This window comes from Pseudomonas sp. TUM22785 (genome assembly GCF_028198105.1).
GTDB lineage: Bacteria > Pseudomonadota > Gammaproteobacteria > Pseudomonadales > Pseudomonadaceae > Metapseudomonas > Metapseudomonas solani.
On the sequence record NZ_CP116239.1, the window covers coordinates 5,008,474 to 5,027,749 of the forward strand.

The 19,276-nt window shown below is 66.4% G+C and carries 17 protein-coding genes and 1 tRNA gene; 10 read left to right on the forward strand and 8 right to left on the reverse strand.

All coding sequences use genetic code 11. From position 1 onward, the window contains the following. The first annotated feature begins 27 nt into the window (after positions 1–27). Both PI990_RS22515 and agmR read left to right on the forward strand, forming a co-directional pair. Complete coding sequence (locus PI990_RS22515) at positions 28–573, forward strand: PQQ-dependent catabolism-associated CXXCW motif protein (protein WP_442969291.1); 546 nt, start codon at positions 28–30, stop codon at positions 571–573. Positions 574–622: 49 nt separating this feature from the next. Beyond that, positions 623–1,288 carry a response regulator AgmR gene (gene agmR, locus PI990_RS22520; RefSeq protein ID WP_031287401.1) on the forward strand — a complete coding sequence of 222 codons (666 nt, stop codon included), beginning with the start codon at positions 623–625 and terminating at the stop codon, positions 1,286–1,288. A gap of 111 nt (positions 1,289–1,399) precedes the next feature. Here the strand turns inward: agmR and nahK are convergent, their stop codons facing one another. The 4 genes from nahK to pqqF form a co-directional block, all read right to left on the reverse strand. After that, positions 1,400–4,036, reverse strand: coding sequence for a hybrid sensor histidine kinase/response regulator NahK/ErcS' (gene nahK / locus PI990_RS22525; protein WP_271658534.1), 2,637 nt, complete (start codon positions 4,034–4,036; stop codon positions 1,400–1,402). Continuing rightward, entirely contained in the window at positions 3,966–5,129 is a 1,164-nt protein-coding gene (gene nosP, locus PI990_RS22530; RefSeq protein WP_271658535.1) for a nitric oxide-sensing protein NosP, read from the reverse strand. Before nosP ends, nahK begins: the two co-directional genes overlap by 71 nt. A 485-nt stretch (positions 5,130–5,614) precedes the next feature. Beyond that, positions 5,615–6,796 carry a porin gene (locus PI990_RS22535; RefSeq protein ID WP_021218526.1) on the reverse strand — a complete coding sequence of 394 codons (1,182 nt, stop codon included), beginning with the start codon at positions 6,794–6,796 and terminating at the stop codon, positions 5,615–5,617. Positions 6,797–7,074: 278 nt separating this feature from the next. Further along, a complete protein-coding gene (gene pqqF, locus PI990_RS22540; protein WP_271658536.1) occupies positions 7,075–9,549 on the reverse strand; it encodes a pyrroloquinoline quinone biosynthesis protein PqqF in 2,475 nt (824 codons plus the stop codon). A gap of 367 nt (positions 9,550–9,916) precedes the next feature. Here pqqF and PI990_RS22545 point away from each other — a divergent pair, with 367 nt between their 5' ends. Both PI990_RS22545 and PI990_RS22550 read left to right on the forward strand, forming a co-directional pair. Further along, the gene (locus PI990_RS22545; RefSeq protein WP_271658537.1) at positions 9,917–10,426 is read left to right on the forward strand and encodes a DUF2165 family protein; all 510 of its coding nucleotides are present in this window, start codon (positions 9,917–9,919) and stop codon (positions 10,424–10,426) included. Positions 10,427–10,529: 103 nt separating this feature from the next. Then, positions 10,530–10,835 carry a putative quinol monooxygenase gene (locus PI990_RS22550; RefSeq protein WP_271658538.1) on the forward strand — a complete coding sequence of 102 codons (306 nt, stop codon included), beginning with the start codon at positions 10,530–10,532 and terminating at the stop codon, positions 10,833–10,835. Positions 10,836–10,891: 56 nt separating this feature from the next. Here the strand turns inward: PI990_RS22550 and PI990_RS22555 are convergent. Further along, positions 10,892–10,968, reverse strand: a tRNA-Arg gene (locus PI990_RS22555). 101 nt (positions 10,969–11,069) lie between these two features. Between PI990_RS22555 and PI990_RS22560 the strand changes: the two genes are divergently transcribed. Further along, a complete protein-coding gene (locus tag PI990_RS22560) occupies positions 11,070–11,564 on the forward strand; it encodes a GNAT family N-acetyltransferase (protein ID WP_442969350.1) in 495 nt (164 codons plus the stop codon). Between the two features lie 51 nt (positions 11,565–11,615). On the opposite strand, the gene PI990_RS22565 is transcribed toward PI990_RS22560, so the two are convergent. Together PI990_RS22565 and PI990_RS22570 are read right to left on the reverse strand one after the other, a co-directional pair. Beyond that, positions 11,616–12,671: a Glu/Leu/Phe/Val family dehydrogenase gene (locus PI990_RS22565; protein ID WP_271658540.1), complete on the reverse strand. Its 1,056-nt coding sequence runs from the start codon at positions 12,669–12,671 to the stop codon at positions 11,616–11,618. Between the two features lie 73 nt (positions 12,672–12,744). Then, on the reverse strand, positions 12,745–16,212 hold the full coding sequence (locus PI990_RS22570) for an indolepyruvate ferredoxin oxidoreductase family protein (protein WP_021218511.1): 3,468 nt from the start codon (positions 16,210–16,212) through the stop codon (positions 12,745–12,747). 199 nt (positions 16,213–16,411) lie between these two features. Between PI990_RS22570 and PI990_RS22575 the strand changes: the two genes are divergently transcribed. The 4 genes from PI990_RS22575 (at position 16,412) to PI990_RS22590 (ending at position 17,749) form a co-directional block, all read left to right on the forward strand. Beyond that, positions 16,412–16,879 (forward strand): Lrp/AsnC family transcriptional regulator, encoded by a 468-nt coding sequence (locus tag PI990_RS22575; RefSeq protein WP_184487916.1) that lies wholly within the window; start codon positions 16,412–16,414, stop codon positions 16,877–16,879. Positions 16,880–17,108: 229 nt separating this feature from the next. Then, complete coding sequence (locus tag PI990_RS22580) at positions 17,109–17,345, forward strand: hypothetical protein (RefSeq protein ID WP_148304211.1); 237 nt, start codon at positions 17,109–17,111, stop codon at positions 17,343–17,345. A gap of 15 nt (positions 17,346–17,360) precedes the next feature. After that, positions 17,361–17,531, forward strand: a complete 171-nt coding sequence (locus PI990_RS22585) for a hypothetical protein (protein ID WP_184487915.1) — start codon at positions 17,361–17,363, stop codon at positions 17,529–17,531. Between the two features lie 32 nt (positions 17,532–17,563). Beyond that, positions 17,564–17,749: a PA3371 family protein gene (locus PI990_RS22590; protein WP_271658541.1), complete on the forward strand. Its 186-nt coding sequence runs from the start codon at positions 17,564–17,566 to the stop codon at positions 17,747–17,749. A 1-nt stretch (position 17,750) separates the two neighbouring features. Here PI990_RS22590 and phnN read toward each other — a convergent pair whose 3' ends face one another. Continuing rightward, positions 17,751–18,320, reverse strand: coding sequence for a phosphonate metabolism protein/1,5-bisphosphokinase (PRPP-forming) PhnN (gene phnN, locus PI990_RS22595; protein WP_271658542.1), 570 nt, complete (start codon positions 18,318–18,320; stop codon positions 17,751–17,753). A 524-nt stretch (positions 18,321–18,844) separates the two neighbouring features. On the opposite strand from phnN, the gene PI990_RS22600 reads away from it, so the two are divergent. Further along, entirely contained in the window at positions 18,845–19,171 is a 327-nt protein-coding gene (locus PI990_RS22600; RefSeq protein WP_031287390.1) for an Arc family DNA-binding protein, read from the forward strand. Positions 19,172–19,276: the final 105 nt, after the last annotated feature.

Sequence of the window (19,276 nt, forward strand, 5' to 3'; positions counted from 1 at the left end):
GGCCATAAGAATAAAGAGATGCCTGCCATGCGAGTCCTCATCGCCTCACTGCTGTGCCTGTCCCTCCTGTTTTCGGCCGCCGCCCGGGCCGACGCCGAGCCATCGCTGTTCTCCGCGGACGGCTACCGCACCGACCGCTACCGCAGCCCCACGCCCGCCGAGGCCGACCACGCCCGCACCCTGGACACCCCCGGCCTGCGCCAGCTGCTGGAACGCGACCCGCGCACGCAACTCATCGACGTCTACCGCCGCCAGTTCCTCGAAGGCCGCTTCATCGCCGACGAGCCCCACGCCAACCTGCCCGGCAGCCTGTGGCTGGCCAACACCGGCAACGGCGAGCTGGACGCGCGCTGGCAGGCCTACTTCGCCGAAAACCTGAAGAAGGCGAGCCAGGACGACCTGCACTGGCCGCTGGTGTTCTACTGCCGTTCCGACTGCTGGTTGAGCTGGAACGCGCAACGGCGCGCCCATGCACTGGGCTACCGCAATCTCTACTGGTACCGTGACGGCATCGACGCCTGGGAACAGGCCGGCCTGCCGCTGCAACCCGCCGAGCCCGTGCCCCTGCCCTGAATCCGCGCCCGACAGCCCCTCCATAATCAGAACAATGAGGTGAATGGCCATGTACAAGATCCTGATCGCCGACGATCACCCGCTGTTCCGCGAGGCCATCCACAACGTCATCAGCGACGGCTTCCCCGACAGCGAAGTGATGGAGACCGCCGACCTCGACAGCGCCCTGGGCCTGACCCAGGAACACGAAGACCTCGACCTCATCCTGCTCGACCTGAACATGCCCGGCATGCACGGCCTCAACGGCCTGATCAACCTTCGCAACGAGGCGCCGACCATCCCGGTGGTGATCGTCTCCGCCGAGCAGGACAAGCAGATCGTGCTGCAGGCGATCACCTACGGCGCGGTGGGCTTCATCACCAAGTCCTCGCCACGGGCGCAGATGACTGACGCCATCGAGCAGATCCTCAACGGCAACGTCTACCTGCCCTCGGACATCATCCGCACCCAGAAGAGCTCGCCCCGGCGCAGCCACCAGGACGAACACGGCATCCCCCCGGAACTGCTCCAGGCGCTGACCCGCAAGCAACTGCTGGTGCTCGAGCGCATGACCAAGGGCGAATCGAACAAGCAGATCGCCTACAACCTCGACATCGCCGAAACCACGGTCAAGGCCCACGTCTCCGCCATCCTGCGCAAGCTCAACGTGCACAACCGTGTGCAGGCGATCCTCTGCGCGGGGGATATCGACTTCGCGGCGTACCTGCGGCGTTGAGGGCGGTGGAGGTAAAAAGCGACCTCCACCCTACACATGCCCGGACTTCCTGGTGGCTGGCAGACCGTAGGGCGGGTGCAACCCGCGACGCCCAAGCTCCCCCGCCTCGACTCACCCGCCCCGCTCGATCAGGTGGTTCATCGCGGCCTTGAGCTTCATCGGGCGAACGGGTTTGTGCATCAGGGTGTGGCCGAGTTCGCGCATCTGCTGGCGGAGTTCGTTGCTGTAGTTGGCGGTGATCATCAGGGCGGGCAAGGCGGTGCCGCGGCGGGCGTTGATGCTGGCGACGGCGTCGACGCCGTTGTGGCCGTTGTCGAGGTGGTAGTCGGCGATCAGCAGGTCGGCGTCGGCGTGGTAGTTGTCCACCTGGCGGGCCAGGTCCTCTTCCGAGAGCGCGGTGACTACCTGGCAGCCCCAGCCTTCGAGCAGGGTGCGCATGCCGGCGCAGATGGCTGCGTCGTTATCCAGCACCCACACCCGCGAGCCGCGCAGGCGCTCCACCAGCATTTCCGGGGTGCTCGCCTCGACCCGCGCCCGGGGCGCGCGCTTGGCCAGGGGCACCTCGACGCAGAAGCGTGAGCCGTGGCCAAGGCGCGAGCGCACCTGGATGCGGTGGCCGAGCATGCCGGCGATCTTGTCGACAATGGCCAGGCCCAGACCCAGGCCCCGGTCCTGCTTGGGCCGCTGCGAGTCGCCGCGCTTGAACTCCTGGAAGATCTCCTTGAGCTTGTCGTCGGCGATGCCGATGCCGCTGTCCCAGACCTCGATGGACAGGCTCTGCCGATGCCGCCGGCAGCCCAGCAGCACGCGGCCGCTGGGGGTGTAGCGGATGGCGTTGCTGAGCAGGTTGCGCAGGATGCGCGCCAGCAATTGGATGTCACTGCGCACCAGCGCCGAGCTGGGCACGAAGTGCAGGCTGAGCCCTTCGCTGGCGGCCGCCTGGCGGAACTCCACGGCGAGGTTGTCGAGCAACTCGGCGACGGCGAAGGGCGCGATGTCGGGCTTGATCACCCCGGCGTCGAGCTTGGAGATGTCCACCAGGGTGCCCAGCAGGCTTTCCACGTCATCCAGCGAGTTGCTGATGTTGCGCACCAGCGCCGTGCTCACCGCCTGCTCGCGTTGCTCCTGCAGGGCGCTGGTGAACAGCCGCGCAGCGTTCAGCGGTTGCAGCAGGTCGTGGCTGACCGCAGCGAGGAACTTGGTTTTCGACAGGTTGGCCTGCTCGGCCTCGCGCTTGGCCTCGCGCAGGCGCAGTTCCACCTGGCTGCGCTCGCCGATCTCGCGCAGCAGTTGCTCGTTGAGCTGGGTGAGCTCGGCAGTGCGCTCGCGCACCCGCTGCTCCAGGTTCTGGTAGGCCAGGTGCAGGGCCTCGGCGGTGCGCCGGCGCTCGGTGATGTCACGGATCAGCACGAAGATGCCGACCACCTCGCCGCTTGCCAGGCGGTTGGGCACGTAGGAGCGCAGCATGTAGCGCTCCTGGCCGTTGAGGTTGGTCTCGGCCACCTCGAAGGTGACGCTCTCGCCGGACAGCGCCCGCTCCACATAGGGCTCCAGGCGCCGCCAGTGCTCCTCGCTGTGCACCTCGCGCAGGCGCTGGCCGAGCATGCCGCCGCGCGGCCAGCGGTACCACTCCTCGTAGACCTTGTTGGTGAACTCGTAGACCAGGTCGGCGTTGAGGTAGGCGATCAGCGCCGGCACGTGGTCGGTGATCAGGCGGATCCAGCGTTCGCTCTCGGCCAGCGTCTCGGCGTGGCGGTAGCGCTCGGTGATGTCGGTGAAGGTGTTGACGAAGCCGCCGGTGGGCAGCGCGTGGGTGCGCACTTCGAGCATGCGGCCATCGAACAGGCGCTGCTCCAGTTCGCGCACCGGGCGGCCTTCGGCGTCGCGGGTCTGCGGGGTGAGCAGCGCCAGCTCGCTGTCGGCCATGACTTCGGCGAAGGGCCGGTGCGCCTGGATCGGCGCCAGCCCGCAGAGTTCGAGGAAGCGGTGGTTCCACAGCTCCAGGGTGCCTTCGGCGCCGACCATGGCCATGCCCTGGGAGAGGTTGTCCACGGCGCGCTGGAGCAGGCGCGATTTCTGCGCCAGGGCCTGCTCGCGGCGCATGGTTTCGCTGATCTTCAGGTCGGTGATGTCGGTGTAGAGGATCACCAGCCCGCCCTCGCGGGTGGGCCGCTCGCTGACCTGCACCCAGCGCCCGTCCTGCAGGCGGTAGAGGCTGTGTTCGTTGTCGCTGCTGCGCTGTTCTTCGACGATCAGCCCGGTGCTTTCGGCCAGGCGCTTGATCTCCGAGAGCCGGGTGCCGCTGATGATGCGCGCGCGGCTGTTGGCCCAGAAGGACTTGAAGCGGCTGTTGAACAGGACGATGCGCTGCTCCTTGTCGAACAGCACGAAGGCGTCGGAGATGCTTTCGATGGCATCCACCAAGTGCTGGTGGGCCGTTTCGGCGCGCAGCCGGGCGTCGCTGAGCAATTGGTTGCTGGCCTTGAGTTCGGACATGGCCTGGTTCAGCGCGTCGGTGCGTTCGCGCACCTGTTCGGCCAGGACCACCGAGTGCTGGAAGGCGGCGTAGGCATCGTCGCGGCGGGCGGCGCTGGATTCAACCCGCTCGATCAGCGCGGCGTTGATGCGCTTGAGCTTGTGGTTGTCGCTTTCCAGCTGGGCGATGCGCGCTTCGTAGTCAGCGACTTGCATTGCCGGGGCGACGCCCGATGGCGACACCGGTGAAGGTCTGGTTGATGTGCATGCCATTGAACTGTTCCCCGTAGGTGTTGAAGCCGATGACGCGTTGGCGACGGAGGAATTCGCCGGTCTGCTCGACGCCGCCATCGCTCTCGATCTCCAGGCGGCGCAGGAAGCAGTCGCAGCCGATGGTGAGCAGCGGCGGGCCGAGGCGTTGCTCCAGGCGCTGGAACAGGGCCTGCAGGTTGGGCAGCAGCGGCCCCGGGCGCATGCCGGTGAGGACGATGCCGTTCTCCACGGCGCAGTAGAAGCTGAGGCTGAGGTCGTCGTTGACCCGCTGGATGGAGCGCACGTAGTACTGGTCGTTGACCCGCACCGCCAGCGGGTGGGCGGCGAACAGGCGGTGGTCCAGTGCCGCCAGCGGCACGCCGATCCACTGGGCGTATTCCTGGGCGGCGGGCTCGGCGTTGAGTTCGAAGACGCGGCGGCTGGCGCTGTCGGCGCGGGTGACCACCAGCTTCTCGTCGCTGGGCAGGATGTGGTGGGTGCTGAAGACTTCGAAATCCAGCTGGGTATTGACCAGCACCACCACCGCCGCGCCGGTGTGGAACTGGCCGCCGTGGTAGACGTGGGTGTGGGTGAGGTGGTTGTCGTCGCCGGCCGAGCCGCCGAAATGCGGGATGCTGCCGAAGGCCGCGCTGAGGGCGGCGAGCACCACTTCCTCGCGGCTGGAGAGGCCGTCGAGCAGGGTCAGGGCGAAGCTGTGGTCCTTGATCGGCGCCAGGGAGTTGCTGCGGCAGTCGCTGACCAGGCGCTCCACCAGCTGCTGGGCATCGATCAGGCTGAAGCGCTCCATCTCGTCGATCAGCGCACTGCCGATGGAGAAGCTGCGGTAGTCGAAACCCACCGCGCTGACGCAGCCGCGCCCGTAGCCGTTGGGGGTGATTTCGCCGGCGCTGGTGCAACCCACCAGCTCGATGCCGCCGAAATACTGCTCCAGCGCCGCGCCCAGGGCCGGCAGGTCGTACTCCGCCGAGCAGAAGAACAGCACGAAGCCCAGGTGCGGGTGGATCAGCTGGCGCGCCAGGTCCTGGGCCACGGCTTCGGCCTCGGTGGCGCTGGTCATGGCGGTGACCACGCCCTCGTCCTGGTGCTGTTGCATGGGGCGCCTCTCGCGAATGGGCCTGCAGATGCTGTGGATTCTACGGAGCGCCCCGGGGCCGCCCCATCCTTCTTGGGTAGCGACGGGCTCGTTCGAAGGGATGAGGCGGCACTGACGACTGCGTTCGGCCTCGGGGAGCGGCCCGGCCACTCATTCGTTCCTGGATGGGTGTGCGCGGGATCTTCGAGGTGCGCGCGGCACACCCCACGCGGAGCTGCGAGCTCTTCGCAGGATGGGCGCCTTCGATGGGGGCATCAGGCATCACGATGTGCCACGACCCGGCTCCGCCTGGTGGAGGTAGAAAGCGACCTCCACCCTACGCAGCGGTCGCGCCCATCGGTGGCATGACGCTTTGTAGGGGCGACTTCAGTCGCCAGCCAGGACAGGAGCGAATTCATTGGCGAAACCACTCCCCATAGAACGCAAAAAAGGCGGGAGGCATGCGCCATCCCGCCAAACACAAGGGAGCATTGCAGGGTGGAGCCTTACCAGTTGAGCACCAGGCCGAGGGCGACGGTGTCGGTGTCTTCGTTCTGCGCGGAGCCGGCGTGGCCGTCGATTTCGAACTGGTTGTATTCGGCCACCAGCTTGAGGTTGTCGTTGACGTCGTGGAACAGGGCGATGCCGCGGGTTTCGTAGTCGGCGCCGGTGTTCACCGCGCCGTTGCCGTCGTCCTTGGTCTTGCCGTAGGAGAGCGCCAGGCGGTTCTTGCCGAAGCGGTAGGAGCCCTGCAACAGGTAGCCGTCGCTGTCCACTTCACGCAGGGTCGCCTCGCCGGCGTTGTTGGTGAAGAAGGGGTTGATGCCCTTGGCCTGGAAGCCGGAGCCCACCACCGAGAAGTCGCCCATCTTCGCCTGCACGCCATAGCCCAGGCCCTTGGAGGTGACGCTGTCCACGGCCGGGTCGGTGTTGTCGGAGGTCTGGTAGCCGCCGTTGACCCAGGAGTAAATCTGCGCGCCGCCCAGTTCGAACTCGTAGGTGAGCTCGGATTCGAAGCGCGGGTTCTCCTGGTAGGCCTTGCCGGTGGGGCTGTCGTCGTTGGTGTCCACCGGGTCCATGATGCCCACGGCCAGGCGCAAGCCGTCGCTCTTGGGGCTGCGGTAGGTGATCTGCGAGGTGGGGAACGGATAGGGGTAGCCGCTGCCGATGTTGCCGAAGGAGACGCCACCGCCGTCCACCAGGCCCAGGGTGTCGCTGACCTGGCCGTAACCGGCGAGCATTTCGTCGAGGAGAATGTTGGAGCGGGCGAACAGGCCGAAGTCCTTGCCCACCAGCACCTCGCCCCAGTCGCTGCCAACGGTGCCGTAGAACTGGCGGACGTCGATGGCGGTGTCGGTGCCGTTGGTTTCGCTGTCGTTGATGGTCACCCAGAAGGAGGCGCGGGCGCCGAGCTTGAGGTCATCCACCTGCTTGCCCATGTTGAAGCCGATCCAGTTGGGCAGGAAGCCCATCTTCACCCGCGACTGGCGACGGTCGAACTGTTCGCCGTCGCGGTCGACGTCGCTGTTGACGTAGAAGGCGTTGACGTAGCCGTCGGTGGAGAAGGTGGTGTCGTCCTTGTCGTAGAGGACGATCTCGGCCTTGGCCTGTTCCATGGCAGCCAGGGCCAGGCCGGTGGTGAGGGCGAGGGGCAGGAATCCGATGGTGACGTTCTTGTTGTTGTACATGGCGCTCTCCGCTGGGTGGGACGACTCGCTCGAGCCGTGACGGAGGCGATTATCGAAACGCCGGAACACCCGCCATATGCGGCCTTGGCGCCGTTTCGCCGGTGCTTTGGCGCGCCCTGTACGGCCCTGGCGGAAAGACCCGGGCCGCCTCGCCGAGGGTAGCGGCGCGCAAGTCGCAACGGGCGGACGATGCCGTCGGCACGACCTGGGGAGGGGGTCGTACCGCTGCCTTGGTAGGGGATGAGGGGGGTGTGGCGTCGGGGCGAAGGGAGTAGGCGTCAGTGCCAGCGCGGGCCGGGGCGCTCGTCGTTGGCCAGCACCAGCCAGCCGCCACGGCCCTGTTGCAGGGCCTGCAGCGCGGCCAGCAAGTCATCGCGGGTGGCGTGTTCGAGGGCATCGGCGACACGGCGCGGCCAATCGGGGGAGTGGCCAGCCAGGTGCAGGTTCCAGGCGCGCTCGGCGTCGTCCTCGCCCCCCTCGCGCAATTGCGCCAGCAGGGCCTGGCGCGCGGCCTCGCCATCGCCCAGGGCCTGGTCCAGGCCGGCAAGGAAGGTTTCGATATGCCCGAGCACCTGCGCCACCGTGGCGCTGGGCGATTGCACCCCGAACAGCAACCCGGCCTGGCCATTGATCAGGCGGAAGCCGGAGAACACCGCGTAGCCCAGTTGCAGCTCGCTGCGCAGGCGCTGGTAGAAATCCGCCTCCAGGCAACGCGCCAACCATTGCCAGCTGGCTTCGGTGAGGGCGTGCCGGTCCGGCAGCGGGCAGAACAGCAGCAGCGCGGCCTCGCCCTCCACCGCGTCCGGGCGGTGCCAGCGGTAGCTGGGCGCCAGCACCGCCGGGGCGTGTTCGCGGGGGAGCCGCTGGCCCGGCAACCGCCGCAGCAGGACATGCAGGAGTTCCCGCTGCCCGGCGTCGAGGCCGACGGTCATGACATCCCAGGCGGCATGCGCCCAGTGCCCGGCCAGGCGGGCGGGCGTTACCGCCCGGGCCACCTCGGTGCGAGGCACGGCGGCGTCCAGCACATCCGGCAGGTGCTGCAACAACTGGCGGATGGGCAATTCGGCGGCCTGGCGCTTAAGCCAGGCCCGGTGCAGGCGCAACCCCTGGTCACAGGCGGCCAGGGGCGGTTCGAGCAGCACCCTGAACGTCGCGTCGAGCACCGCCGGCAGCATTTCAGCGGCACCGCGCAGGGCCAGCCGCCAATCCCGCCCCTGCTCGATGAAGTCGAGGCTGATGCCCTGCTGCTGCGCCCGGCTCTGGGTCGAGCGCAACGCCCGTTGCAGGGCCGGGTAGAAGCCCGCCGTGGACAGCCCGGCAGGCAGGCGCCAGCGCAGGAACAGCGCCGCGCGTTCGGCGTCCCCCGGGTGCTGGATCAACGGCACTTCGCCCAACGCACCCAAGGCAGCCGGGACCGCAAAGGGGCTGAAGACCGGTACGCCGGCGAAACGCCAGCGCGCGTCGATCACCGGCCAGGCCGGGACGCCGGCTTCTTCCAGTTCGAGCTGGAACCCGGCCACCTCCACCCGCCCTTGCAAGGGCTCCCCGCTGGCGAACAGCCGAACAAGCCGGGGCGGCGCCAACTGGGCCAGCAGCCGATGCAGGCTGCGCGCGTCCAGCGGCGCTTGCCCGGGGTCACGCTCCATCAGGCTGCGTGCCTGCTCCAGCGGCGCCGGTCGGGAATGGCCGGTGCGCATCGGGTGGCGCGCGAGCAGGTCCTGCCAGGGCTCCTGCTCGCGCAGGGCCGCGAGCCAGTGAAACAGCGCCGCTTCCAGGCGAGCACGGCTGTCGAGATGAGCGTCGGCCAGGGCGATGTCCAGCACCAGCAACGCCTGGCCCTGGTCGAGATGGGGCACCGATAGCTGCAAGCCGTCGCACAGCCCCTGCTCGCCGAGCCAGGCCTGCAGGCTGCCATCGGCTTCGTCCTGCAGCAGCTCACGCAACAGGTCCACCGCCTGGGGCAGCGTGGCGGGCTGCCCTTCCAGGGCGAAGGCCAACCAGTAACGGGGTGCGCCGGGCAGGCACAGGCGCAAGCTGTGGCTGAACAAGGGCAACAGGGGCGGTACTTGGCGCTCACCGGCCGGTGCCCCCGCAGGCAACAGGGCGCCGTGTCGCCGCGCCAGCTCGGCCAGCTCATCGAGAGGCTGGGGGCCCAGCAATACCAGGCGCATGCGCGCGCCCTGGTAGTGACTGCGATGGAACAGCGCCAACGCGCCCTGGAATACCGGGTCTTCCACCGCCAGGCTGGCGCGGTTGCCGGCATGGAAATCCGCCAGCGGGTGCCCCGGCGCCAGCGCCGCAGCCAGGGCGGATTGGGCCAGGGTCGAAGCATCGGCGGCGCGCGCCTGGTACTCGGCCTGCAACACCTCGCGCTCGCGCAGTTGCGCCTCGACCTCCAGCCGGGGCGTGGCGAGCATGTCCAGCAGGCGCGCCAGGCCGTCGTCCAGCGCGGCCGGCGGCAGCTCGAAGAAGTAGTCGGTGTGGTGGGCCTGGGTGCTGGCATTGAGGCGCCCACCGCAGGCCTGGATGAACGGCATCAGCCGCTGGTCGCCCGGGTAGCGATGGCCCCCGAGAAACAGCAGGTGCTCGATGAAATGCGCCAGCCCGGGCCAGGCTGCGGGCTCGTCGTGGCTGCCGGCCGCCACCCGCACCACTGCCGCGGCCTGACGCGCGCTGGGCACATGGCGCAGCAGCACGGTGAGGCCGTTGTCGAGCACCAGGGAGCGGCTCGTGGGATCGGGAGCGGAGGTCATCCGGGCACCTTGGAAAATTTCGCTCAGCATCCTCAAGACCGGCCGACAGGGCAATGGTTCTTTCGGCGAGTGGTGCCGAGCGCCAGGTGAATTGACGCGCCACGCTGCCTGCGTCCAGAATCCGCGCTCCTTCCCGTGCGGGCTCCATCCAGCCGGGCGGCCACGCTTCCCGGCGTGGCGCCGGCCTCAGGTCCTCCAGTCCCGATTTCCGCACGCTGCGCCTCGCGCACCCGAATACCTGGCTTGCCCAGGACACTCTCAGAACCGAGCCCGTCGCCGCGAGCGGCCCGGCCTTCCCCTGCCCGCTGCTTGCGTGGGCGGGGCGGACGCCTGCGCGATGCCGTTCCCCCTTTCAGGAAACCGAGCAATGACAATGATCCGCCTCTCGAAAGCCGTCATGGTACTGGCCATGGCCTTCTTCGCCTCGCTGGTGGCGTTCAACAACGTCACCGACTACGCCACCAACTTCGCCTTCGTCCACCACGTGTTCCTCATGGACACCACCTTCCCCGGCAACCAGCTGATGTACCGCGCCATCGAGGCGCCCTGGCTGCACCACGCCGGCTACATGGGCATCATCGCCCTGGAAACCGCCACCGCCCTGCTCTGCTGGCTCGGCGGCCTGCACCTGCTGCGCGCACTGCGGGCCAGCGACGCCGGCTTCCGCGCGGCCAAGCGCTGGGCCATCGCCGGCCTGACCCTGGGCTTCCTCACCTGGCAGGTGGCATTCATGTCGGTGGGCGGGGAATGGTTCGGCATGTGGATGTCCGAACAATGGAACGGCGTGCCGGACGCCTTCCGCTTCTTCATCACCCTGCTGGCGGTGCTGATCTACCTGACGCTGCCCAACGACGGCGGCGAGGCTCGCAACGCCTGAGTGAACGGCCGGCCCGCGAAGCGCGGGCCGGCCCCTGGCGTTTGTCGGTGGCCGCGTGACGGCGCTAACCTGCGCCCTCCCAAGACCGGCCAAGGAGCGCCCGATGCTGAAAGTGATCGCCCAGGACTTTATCCACCCCGAGCACATCGACCACGTGCTGCCGCTGTACCGCGAACTGGTGGAGAAGACCCGCCAGGAACCGGGCTGCATCGCCTACGAACTGTTCACCGACCAGCGCGACCCGGGGCACTTCATCTTCATCGAGGAATGGCCGGACCGCGCCGCCCTGGACCGGCACTGCCAGACCGAGCACTTCCGCCGGCTGGTGCCGCTGATCGACTCGTACCAGCGGCAGAAAGGCACCTTTCTGTTCATGGATGGGGTCGAGCAGGCCCTCCTGCCGGCCTGAGCGGACCGCCATGAAAAAGCCCCGCCAGCGTGAGCTGTGCGGGGCTTCGTTATTCATGGTGTCCCAGAGTGGGCTCGAACCACCAACCTTCCCCTTAGGAGGGGGATGCTCTATCCAATTGAGCTACTGAGACAGCGTCCCTGGCAGAGGCCGCCGGGGAACGGGCGGCATGTTAACGGCGCTTGCGCGTTTTGTCATGCCACTGCCACGGCACTGCACCATACTTCTGCAAAAATCAGAGGGACCTTCGTCATGCCCCAGTCGCTCCCGCAGAACCTGCCCGATTCCCCATTCACCACCGTGACCCTGCGCGCCGCCAGCCCGGCGGATGCACCGGCGCTGGCTGCCCTGCTGCACCAGCTGGGTGAGGACGAATCGCGCCCCGACCCTGCGCTGCTGGCCTTGCGCCTGAGCGAGTTGCCGAGTGGCCGCGAGGTGGTGGTGGCGGAGCGTGATGGGCGCCTGCTGGGCACTTGCACGGTGATTCTGGTGGAGCACCTGGCGCACAACTTCGCGCGCTCGGCAATCGTTGAAGACGTGGTGGTGGACAAGGGCGCGCGCAGCCTGGGCATCGGCCAGGCGTTGATGGACAAGGCCGCCGAACGCGGCCGTGCCTGGGGCTGCTACAAGCTGGTGCTGTCCAGCGGGCAGAGCCGCGAGGCGGCCCATCGCTTCTATGAGTCCCTGGGCTACAAGCCCCACGGGATCAGCCTGTACCTCGATATCTGACGCTGCTCACGGGAATGGCGGCGTGTTTCGGCCGCCCTTCCCGCCGCCTGGTCAGACGCGACCGAAGCGCTTTTCGGCGAGGCGGTCGGCGACCTCGGTGGTGGTGCGGCCTTCCTCGTCGGCGCGGATGAAGATCTGCCGCAGGGTGTTGCCGATGCCTTCGATATGGGCCTTCAGCTCTGCCGCGCTGCCGCCGCTGCGCTCGAAGTAGACGTCGATGATGCCGCCGGCGTTGATGGCGTAGTCGGGCGCGTAGAGGCAGCCGTTGCGCTTGAGCTCCTCGGCCAGTTGCGCGTCGGCCAGCTGGTTGTTGGCCCCCCCGGCGATGATCGGCACGCGCAGCGCTTCCAGGCTTTGCGGGTTGATGATGCCGCCCATGGCACAGGGCGCGAAGACGTCGACATTGAGCCCGTAGATTTCATGTTGCAGCACGGCCTTGGCGCCCAGTTGCTCGACGGCGCGGCGCACGTTGGCGTCGACGATGTCGGTCACCCAGAGCTCGGCACCGGCGTCACGCAAAAGGCGGGCGAGGTGGAAACCGACCTGGCCGACGCCCTGGATGGCGACGCGCAGGCCCTTGAGGTCGTCACGACGCAGGCGGTGCTTGACCGCGACCTGGATGCCGATGAATACGCCATAGGCGGTGGACGGTGACGGGTCGCCGCTGCGCACGCCGCCGTCGAAGGCTTCGCGCTGGTTGGCGCCGGCCACGTGGCGGCTGCGCTCGGCCATGATCTGCATTTCCGCCGGGCCGGTGCCGGAGTCGGCAGCGGTGATGTAGCGCCCGCCGAGGGTGTCGACGAAATCGCCCATGGCCTGGAACAGCGCTTCGCTCTTGCCATTGTGGGGGTCGCCGATGATCACCGCCTTGCCGCCGCCCAGGGGCAGGTTGGCGAGGGCGGATTTGTAGGTCATGCCACGGGACAGGCGCAGCACATCACGCAGGGCTTGTTCGTCGTTGGCGTAGTTCCACATGCGGCAACCGCCGAGTGCGGGACCGAGGTTGGTGTTGTGGATGGCGATGATGGCCTTGAGGCCGGATGCCTTGTCGTGCCCGAAGACGACCTGTTCGTGGCCATCGAATTCGACGTGAGAGAAGACGGACATGGTGTACCTCTGTGTGCATTTGTCTGGGTGAACGCCGGCCCTCCCCCATGGGAAGGCCGGTGCTGGGAGGGCGTCAGGCAGCCGAATCGAACAGCCTCACCACGTTGATCTGGGTGGCCAGGAGCTGGGCGCGCAGTTGCGCCTCGTGCTCGCGGGCCTTGGCCAGGCCGGCTTCCTTGACGTGGCCATAGCCACGGATCTGCTCCGGCAGTTCGGCGATGGCCACCGCGACGCGGTAGTTGTCGCCCCGCAGGTGGGCGAGCACGGCTTCGAGGTTGTCTTCGTAGCGGCCGATCAGCTCGCGTTCCAGGCGCCGCTCTTCGCTGTAGCCGAAGGGGTCCAGCGCACTGCCACGGAGGAATTTGAAGGTCGCCAGCAGGCCGAAGGCCTTGAGCATCCAGGGCCCGAAGCTGCGTTTGCGGGGCTGCCCGGTGCTCGGGTCGCGCTTGGCCAGCCAGGACGGCGCCAGGTGGAACTGTAGGCGGTAGTCGCCGCTGAACTGGGCCTCGAGCTGCTTGCGGAAGTCATCGGCGCTGTAGAGCCGCGCCACTTCGTATTCGTCCTTGTAGGCGAGGACCTTGAAGTAGTAGCGGGCGACGGCCTCGGTGAGTTCCTGGCCGGCACTGCTGTCGACCAGGCGCACGCGCGCCACCAGGTCGCTGTAGCGCTTGGCATAGGCGGCGTCCTGGTAGGCGGTGAGGTAGTCGACGCGGAAGCGGATGATCTCGTCGAGGGTTTCGCAAGGCTTGGCCTGGGCCACTTCCGGTGCGGCGAGCTTCTCCACGGCGGGCAGGTCATGGGCGGCACGACGGCCCCAGAGGAAGGCTTCGCAGTTGAGTTTCACCGCCACGCCATTGAGCTGGATGGCCTTCTCGATGGCTTCGGCGGAGACCGGCACCAGCCCACGCTGGTAGGCATAGCCGAGCATGAACAGGTTGGTGGCGATGCTGTCGCCGAGCAGCCGCGTGGCCAGGCGGGTGGCGTCGATGAAGTGGGTTTTCTCCGCGCCGACGGCCTCAATCAGCGCCTGCTGCATGGCCTCGCCGGGTACCTGGGCATCCGGGTTGCGGGTGAACTCGGCAGTGGCGGCCTCATGGCTGTTGACCACGGCGGTGGCGATGCGCTCGTTGAGCTTGGCCAGGGCCTCCTCGCTGGCGGCGACCACCAGGTCGCAGCCGAGCAGCAGGTCGGTTTCACCGGCAGCGATGCGCACGGCGTGGATGTCGTCCTGCTTGGCGGCGATGCGGATGTGGGTGATGACCGGGCCGAATTTCTGCGCCAGGCCGGCCTGGTCGAGCACGCTGCAGCCCTTGCCTTCGATGTGCGCGGCCATGCCCAGCAATGCACCGACCGTGGTCACGCCGCTGCCGCCGACACCGGGCAGGAGAATGTTCCAGGGGCGCTCCAGGCCCGGCTGGCGCGGCTCCGGCAGCACGGTGAAGAGAGCGCCGCTGCCGACCGCTTCGGGCTTGCGCAGCTCGCCGCCGTGAACGGTGACGAAGCTGGGGCAGAAGCCTTCGAGGCAGGAGAAGTCCTTGTTGCAGGCGTTCTGGTCGATCTCGCGCTTGCGCCCCAGTTCGGTTTCCAGAGGCAGTACGGAGAGGCAGTTGGATTTGACGCTGCAGTCGCCGCAGCCCTCGCACACGGCTGGGTTGATGAAGGCACGCTTGGCCGGGTCCACCAGCTTGCCGCGCTTGCGGCGGCGGCGTTTCTCGGTGGCGCAGGTCTGGTCGTAGATGATGACCGAGACGCCCTTGAACTCGCGCAGCTCGCGCTGCACGGCATCCAGCTCGCGGCGGTGGTGGAAGCTGACGATGGGCGCGAAGGTGGCGCGGGTGGGGTATTTCTCCGGTTCGTCGGTGACCAGGGCGATGCGTTTGACGCCCTCGGCGAAGACCTGCTGGCTGAGCTGGTCGACGCGCAGCTCGCCGTCGATGGGCTGCCCGCCGGTCATGGCCACGGCATCGTTGTAGAGGATCTTGTAGGTGATGTTGACGCCGGCAGCCACGGAGGCGCGCAAGGCCAGTTGGCCGGAGTGGAAGTAGGTGCCGTCGCCGAGGTTCTGGAAGATGTGCGGCGTGTCGGTGAAGGGGGCCTGGCCGATCCAGGTGGCGCCCTCCCCGCCCATCTGGGTGAAGGTGTCGGTGTTGCGGTCCATCCACTGGGTCATGTAGTGGCAGCCGATGCCGCCCTGGGCGCGGCTGCCTTCGGGCAGCTTGGTGGAGGTGTTGTGCGGGCAGCCGGAGCAGAAGTGCGGGGTGCGCACGGTCTTGTGCTTGGGCTCGGCGAGGGCCTTTTCCTTGGCGGCGAGGAAGGCCAGGCGCGATTCGATCTGCTCGCTGGAGTAGATAGGGGCCAGGCGCTTGGCGATGACGCGGGCGATCATCGCCGGGGTCAGCTCGCTGAGGTTGGGCAGCAGGGAGTTGCCTTCCTCGTCGAACTCGCCGACCACGCGTGGACGCTTGTCCACGGGCCAGTTGTAGAGCTGGCCGGTGAGCTGGTCTTCGATGATGCTGCGCTTTTCCTCGACCACGAGGATTTCATCCAGGCCCTGGGCGAACTGGTGCACGGAGACCGGCTCCAGCGGCCAGCTCATGCCGATCTTCAGCACGCGCAGGCCGACCTTGGCGCAGAGTTCATCATCCAGGCCGAGGTCCACCAGGGCCTGGCGCACATCGAGGTAGGACTTGCCGGTGGTGATGATGCCGAGGCGCGGGTTGGGCGAGTCGAGCTTGACCTGGTTGAGGTCATTGGCCAGGGCGAAGGCCCGGGCGGCGTAGATCTTGTAGGTGTTGAGGCGTTTTTCCTGGGCCAGGGGCGGGTCGGGCCAGCGGATGTGCACGCCGTCTTCGGGGAGGACGAAGTCGGTGGGGATCTTCACCTCGATGCGCAGCGGGTCGACGTCCACCACGGCGGAGGAGTCGACGTTCTCGGCGATGGTCTTGAGTGCCACCCAGCAGCCGCTGTAGCGCGAGAGCTCCCAGCCGATGATGCCGTAGTCGAGGATCTCCTGGACGTTGGCCGGGTTGAGCACCGGGATGGAGGCGGCGATGAAGGCGTGCTCGCTCTGGTTGGCGATGCTGGAAGACTTGCAGCCGTGGTCGTCACCGGCCAGCAACAGGACGCCGCCATGGGGCGCGACGCCGGCGGAGTTGCCGTGCTTGAAGACGTCGCCGCAGCGGTCCACACCCGGGCCCTTGCCGTACCACATGGAGAACACGCCGTCGTAGCGCGCGCCGGGGAACAGGCTGGTCTGCTGGCTGCCCCACACGGCGGTGGCGGCGAGCTCTTCGTTGACGCCCGGCTGGAAGTGGATGTGGTTTTCCTGAAGGAAGGACTTGGCCTCCCAGAGGCTTTTATCGAGGTTGCCGAGGGGCGAACCGCGATAGCCGGAGATGAAGCAGGCGGTGTTCAGGCCATGGGCCGTATCGCGTTGCTTCTGCAGCATCGGCAGGCGGGTAAGCGCCTGGGTGCCGGTGAGGTACAGATGACCGGTTGCAAGCCGGTATTTGTCATCCAGGCGGATCTCGGCCAGAGACATGCGGGCGCTCCTTTTATTTTTATGGCGACCAAGGACGGCTACGGTTAGTGCCATCTTTCTGCCCCGTGGCAGGATCACTGCCCGGGACGCATGCTCAATAATCTGACTGAAGGGTTCTGCTTTTTTCTTTCTATTTTCGGACTCGAACGCCAATATTGCGCATGATTAATCCAACAAAAATAATATTACGGACTGATTCATGCAGAACCCTCTGAGCCCTATCGATCGCAAGATCCTCCGCCTGCTGCAACACAACGCCGACCTCTCCGCCGCCGAGGTGGCCGAGAAGGTGGAGCTGTCCCAGTCACCCTGCTGGCGGCGGATCAACCGCATGCAGGAAGACGGCCTGATCGAACGCAAGGTCGCCCTTCTCAATCCGAAGCTGCTGGGCTTCTCCATCACCGTGTTCGTCAACATCAAGCTCTCGGCCCACGGGCGTAACAACCTCACCGAGTTCGAGGAAGCCATCGTCGGCTACCCGGAGGTGCTGGAGTGCTACACCATGGCCGGCGGCTCGGATTACCTGCTGAAGGTGGTGGCGCGGGATATCGGCAGCTACGAGCGCTTCCTGCGGGACCAGTTGCTGCAGCGGCCGCATGTGCTGGAAGCGCACTCGAACATCGCCATGAGCGAGGTCAAGCGCACCACCGAGCTGCCTCTGGATTGACCCGCTGAGCCGCCCATTCCAGAGCGCCTGGATGGCCAGCAAGCGAAGCGGCGAAAAGGCTCCGTGCAATTTGCAATGTGGAAAAATCGGGCGCCTTGCAAAGTGCACGGACACACGATCGAAACATCAATGTAAGTATTTGATTTTAAAGTATTTTTAAAACCATCAAGCTTGGCATGACACCTGCTCTATTCCAGTCATGAGATTTCTGGATGCGAGCCCAATAATCATGAACAGTGTCATCACCCTCCTCGCAGCAACCGTATTGACGCTCCTGGCCGCCAGCGCGTTCGCCGCTCTGCAGAGCAGCCAGCAGCAACAGGCCGTCAAGCATCTGGTCGAGCGCATCCGCCCGACGCCGGTGCAGTTCGAGTACGCCACCCAGTCCGGCGACCAGCAACCCAAGGTGAGCCGCCTGCAGAGCAGCGAATGGCAACCCCGCCCCGCCCAGCGCCTGTCCTTCTGAGTGGAGAGCATGGACATGGCCCTGTGGGGAATGGTGTTTCCGGGGATGATCCTGCTGCTGGCGGCCATCGCGTGCGGGGCGCTCTGGGTGATCGACCGCATCACCGACCAGGGGCTGGCGGATGAGCAGAAGGCGGAGCGCCAGCGGGATGAGCGCATCGCCAACTATTACGACCCCTTCTTTTAGTTACGCGCCACGAATCCGGCGAGGAGATAGAGATGTCGAAGTCAGCCGTGCTGTTCCTGATGCTCAGCCTGGTGTTCACCCTGACCTTGTGGCTGGAGCCCTGGCAGGCCGCTTGGCCGGCAGCAGCGGTGAAGGTGGCATTGGCGACCAGCGGCGTGCTGTTCGTGGCGGCGCTGATGGTGGGCAAGCGGGTGAAGTTCGACCCCGTGCTGCGCTGAATCAGGCTGTGTTGCGCGGGTGATCGAGCAATTGCAGCAGACGTCGCAACGTTTCTTCCAGCGGGCCTGAGTTGTCCAGGATGGATAGGGCCGCGCCTCCCTCTTCCTGCAGCGACGCATTGAAACGAGCGTTGCGTGCCAGGCGAGCCTCTATCTCGGCAGCCGTCTCGCGTCCCCGAGCCTGAAGTCGCTGCCGCAGAACATCCATCTCCACCGTCAGCAGGATGGCGTGCAGATCGGGGTAGCGACGACGAGCCTCCGGCAGGTAGCCGCGCGAACCGTTGACCAACACGTCCTCGCCCGCCTCCAGCCATTCGTCGATCTGCAGCGGAATGCCATAGGACAGCCCATTGGCGTGCCAGCTCATGGCGAAAGCGCCATCTCGCTCCATCTCCGTGAACTGCGCGGGACTGACCGCCTGGGCCGCCTCCCCCATCGCCTCAGCCGAACGGGTGATGACCCGGCGCACAATATGGCAGCCGCTATCGGCGAGCGGTGCGCGTGCGGCATCGAGCAGGCTGTCCTTGCCTGAGCCGGAAGGTCCGATGAGATAGAACAGCCTGCCTTTCATCTGTGCACCTGGGAGCCTGATCGTTGCGAGCGCCACGGCACGGCCATGGCGCTCGCCACCTTACCCGGAAAGCATTGCAGATTGGAGAGGCCGAATGCGCTGACGCTGTATACCGGACGTCGCACAGTAGCGAAATGCCAGTGCTTACTCCGATAGGGGGGACTACGCTTGCAAGATCGCGCTTTTAATCTGCCAGAAGCCCGAATTAGAGCGCTGGATGTGGCCTCGCGCACGAAATCTCCACGATCTTCAGCGAGGCGGGGAATTTTTACCCCCTACAGCATTCATATGTGGGCCTTTTGCATATTGACTCGCATTTCGGACAACTGGTGCTGGCAAAAAGCCGCTACCCAGCGCACAATGCGACACAGATTTGACGTCAAGGAACCGTTTAGGTGACTGCCAAGTCATAATGACGCCGATCGCGATGAATGGTTGAACGACTGATGCTAAAGATGGTCAAACCGGTGACAATCACGTAGCTCATTGCCAGCATCGCTCCCTGAACTAACCGGTTTAAATGTATGCGCCCTATGAAACAGGCTATCTATTCCAGCCGCACCGCTGACAAGTTCGTCGTACGTTTGCCCGAAGGCATGCGCGAGCGCATCGCCGATGTGGCGCGTAATCACCACCGCAGCATGAACTCCGAAATCATCGCTCGCTTGGAGCAGAGCATGCTTCAGGAAGGCGCCCTGGATGAAGGTCTGTCCATGCGTCTCGACAGCCCCGAGCTGTCGCTGCACGAGCGCGAACTGCTGCAACGCTTCCGCCAGCTTTCCCGTCGCCAGCAAAATGCGCTGGTTGCGTTGATCGCTCACGATGCTGAACTCGCCGCCGAAGAAGCCTGAGTTCGCAGCACGTCGACTGATTGATAGCCGCCCCTGAGGCGGCTTTTTCTTGCCTGGCGTTTGCCCCCCCACAAAGCAAAAGGCCCCGCTGATGCGGGGCCTTTT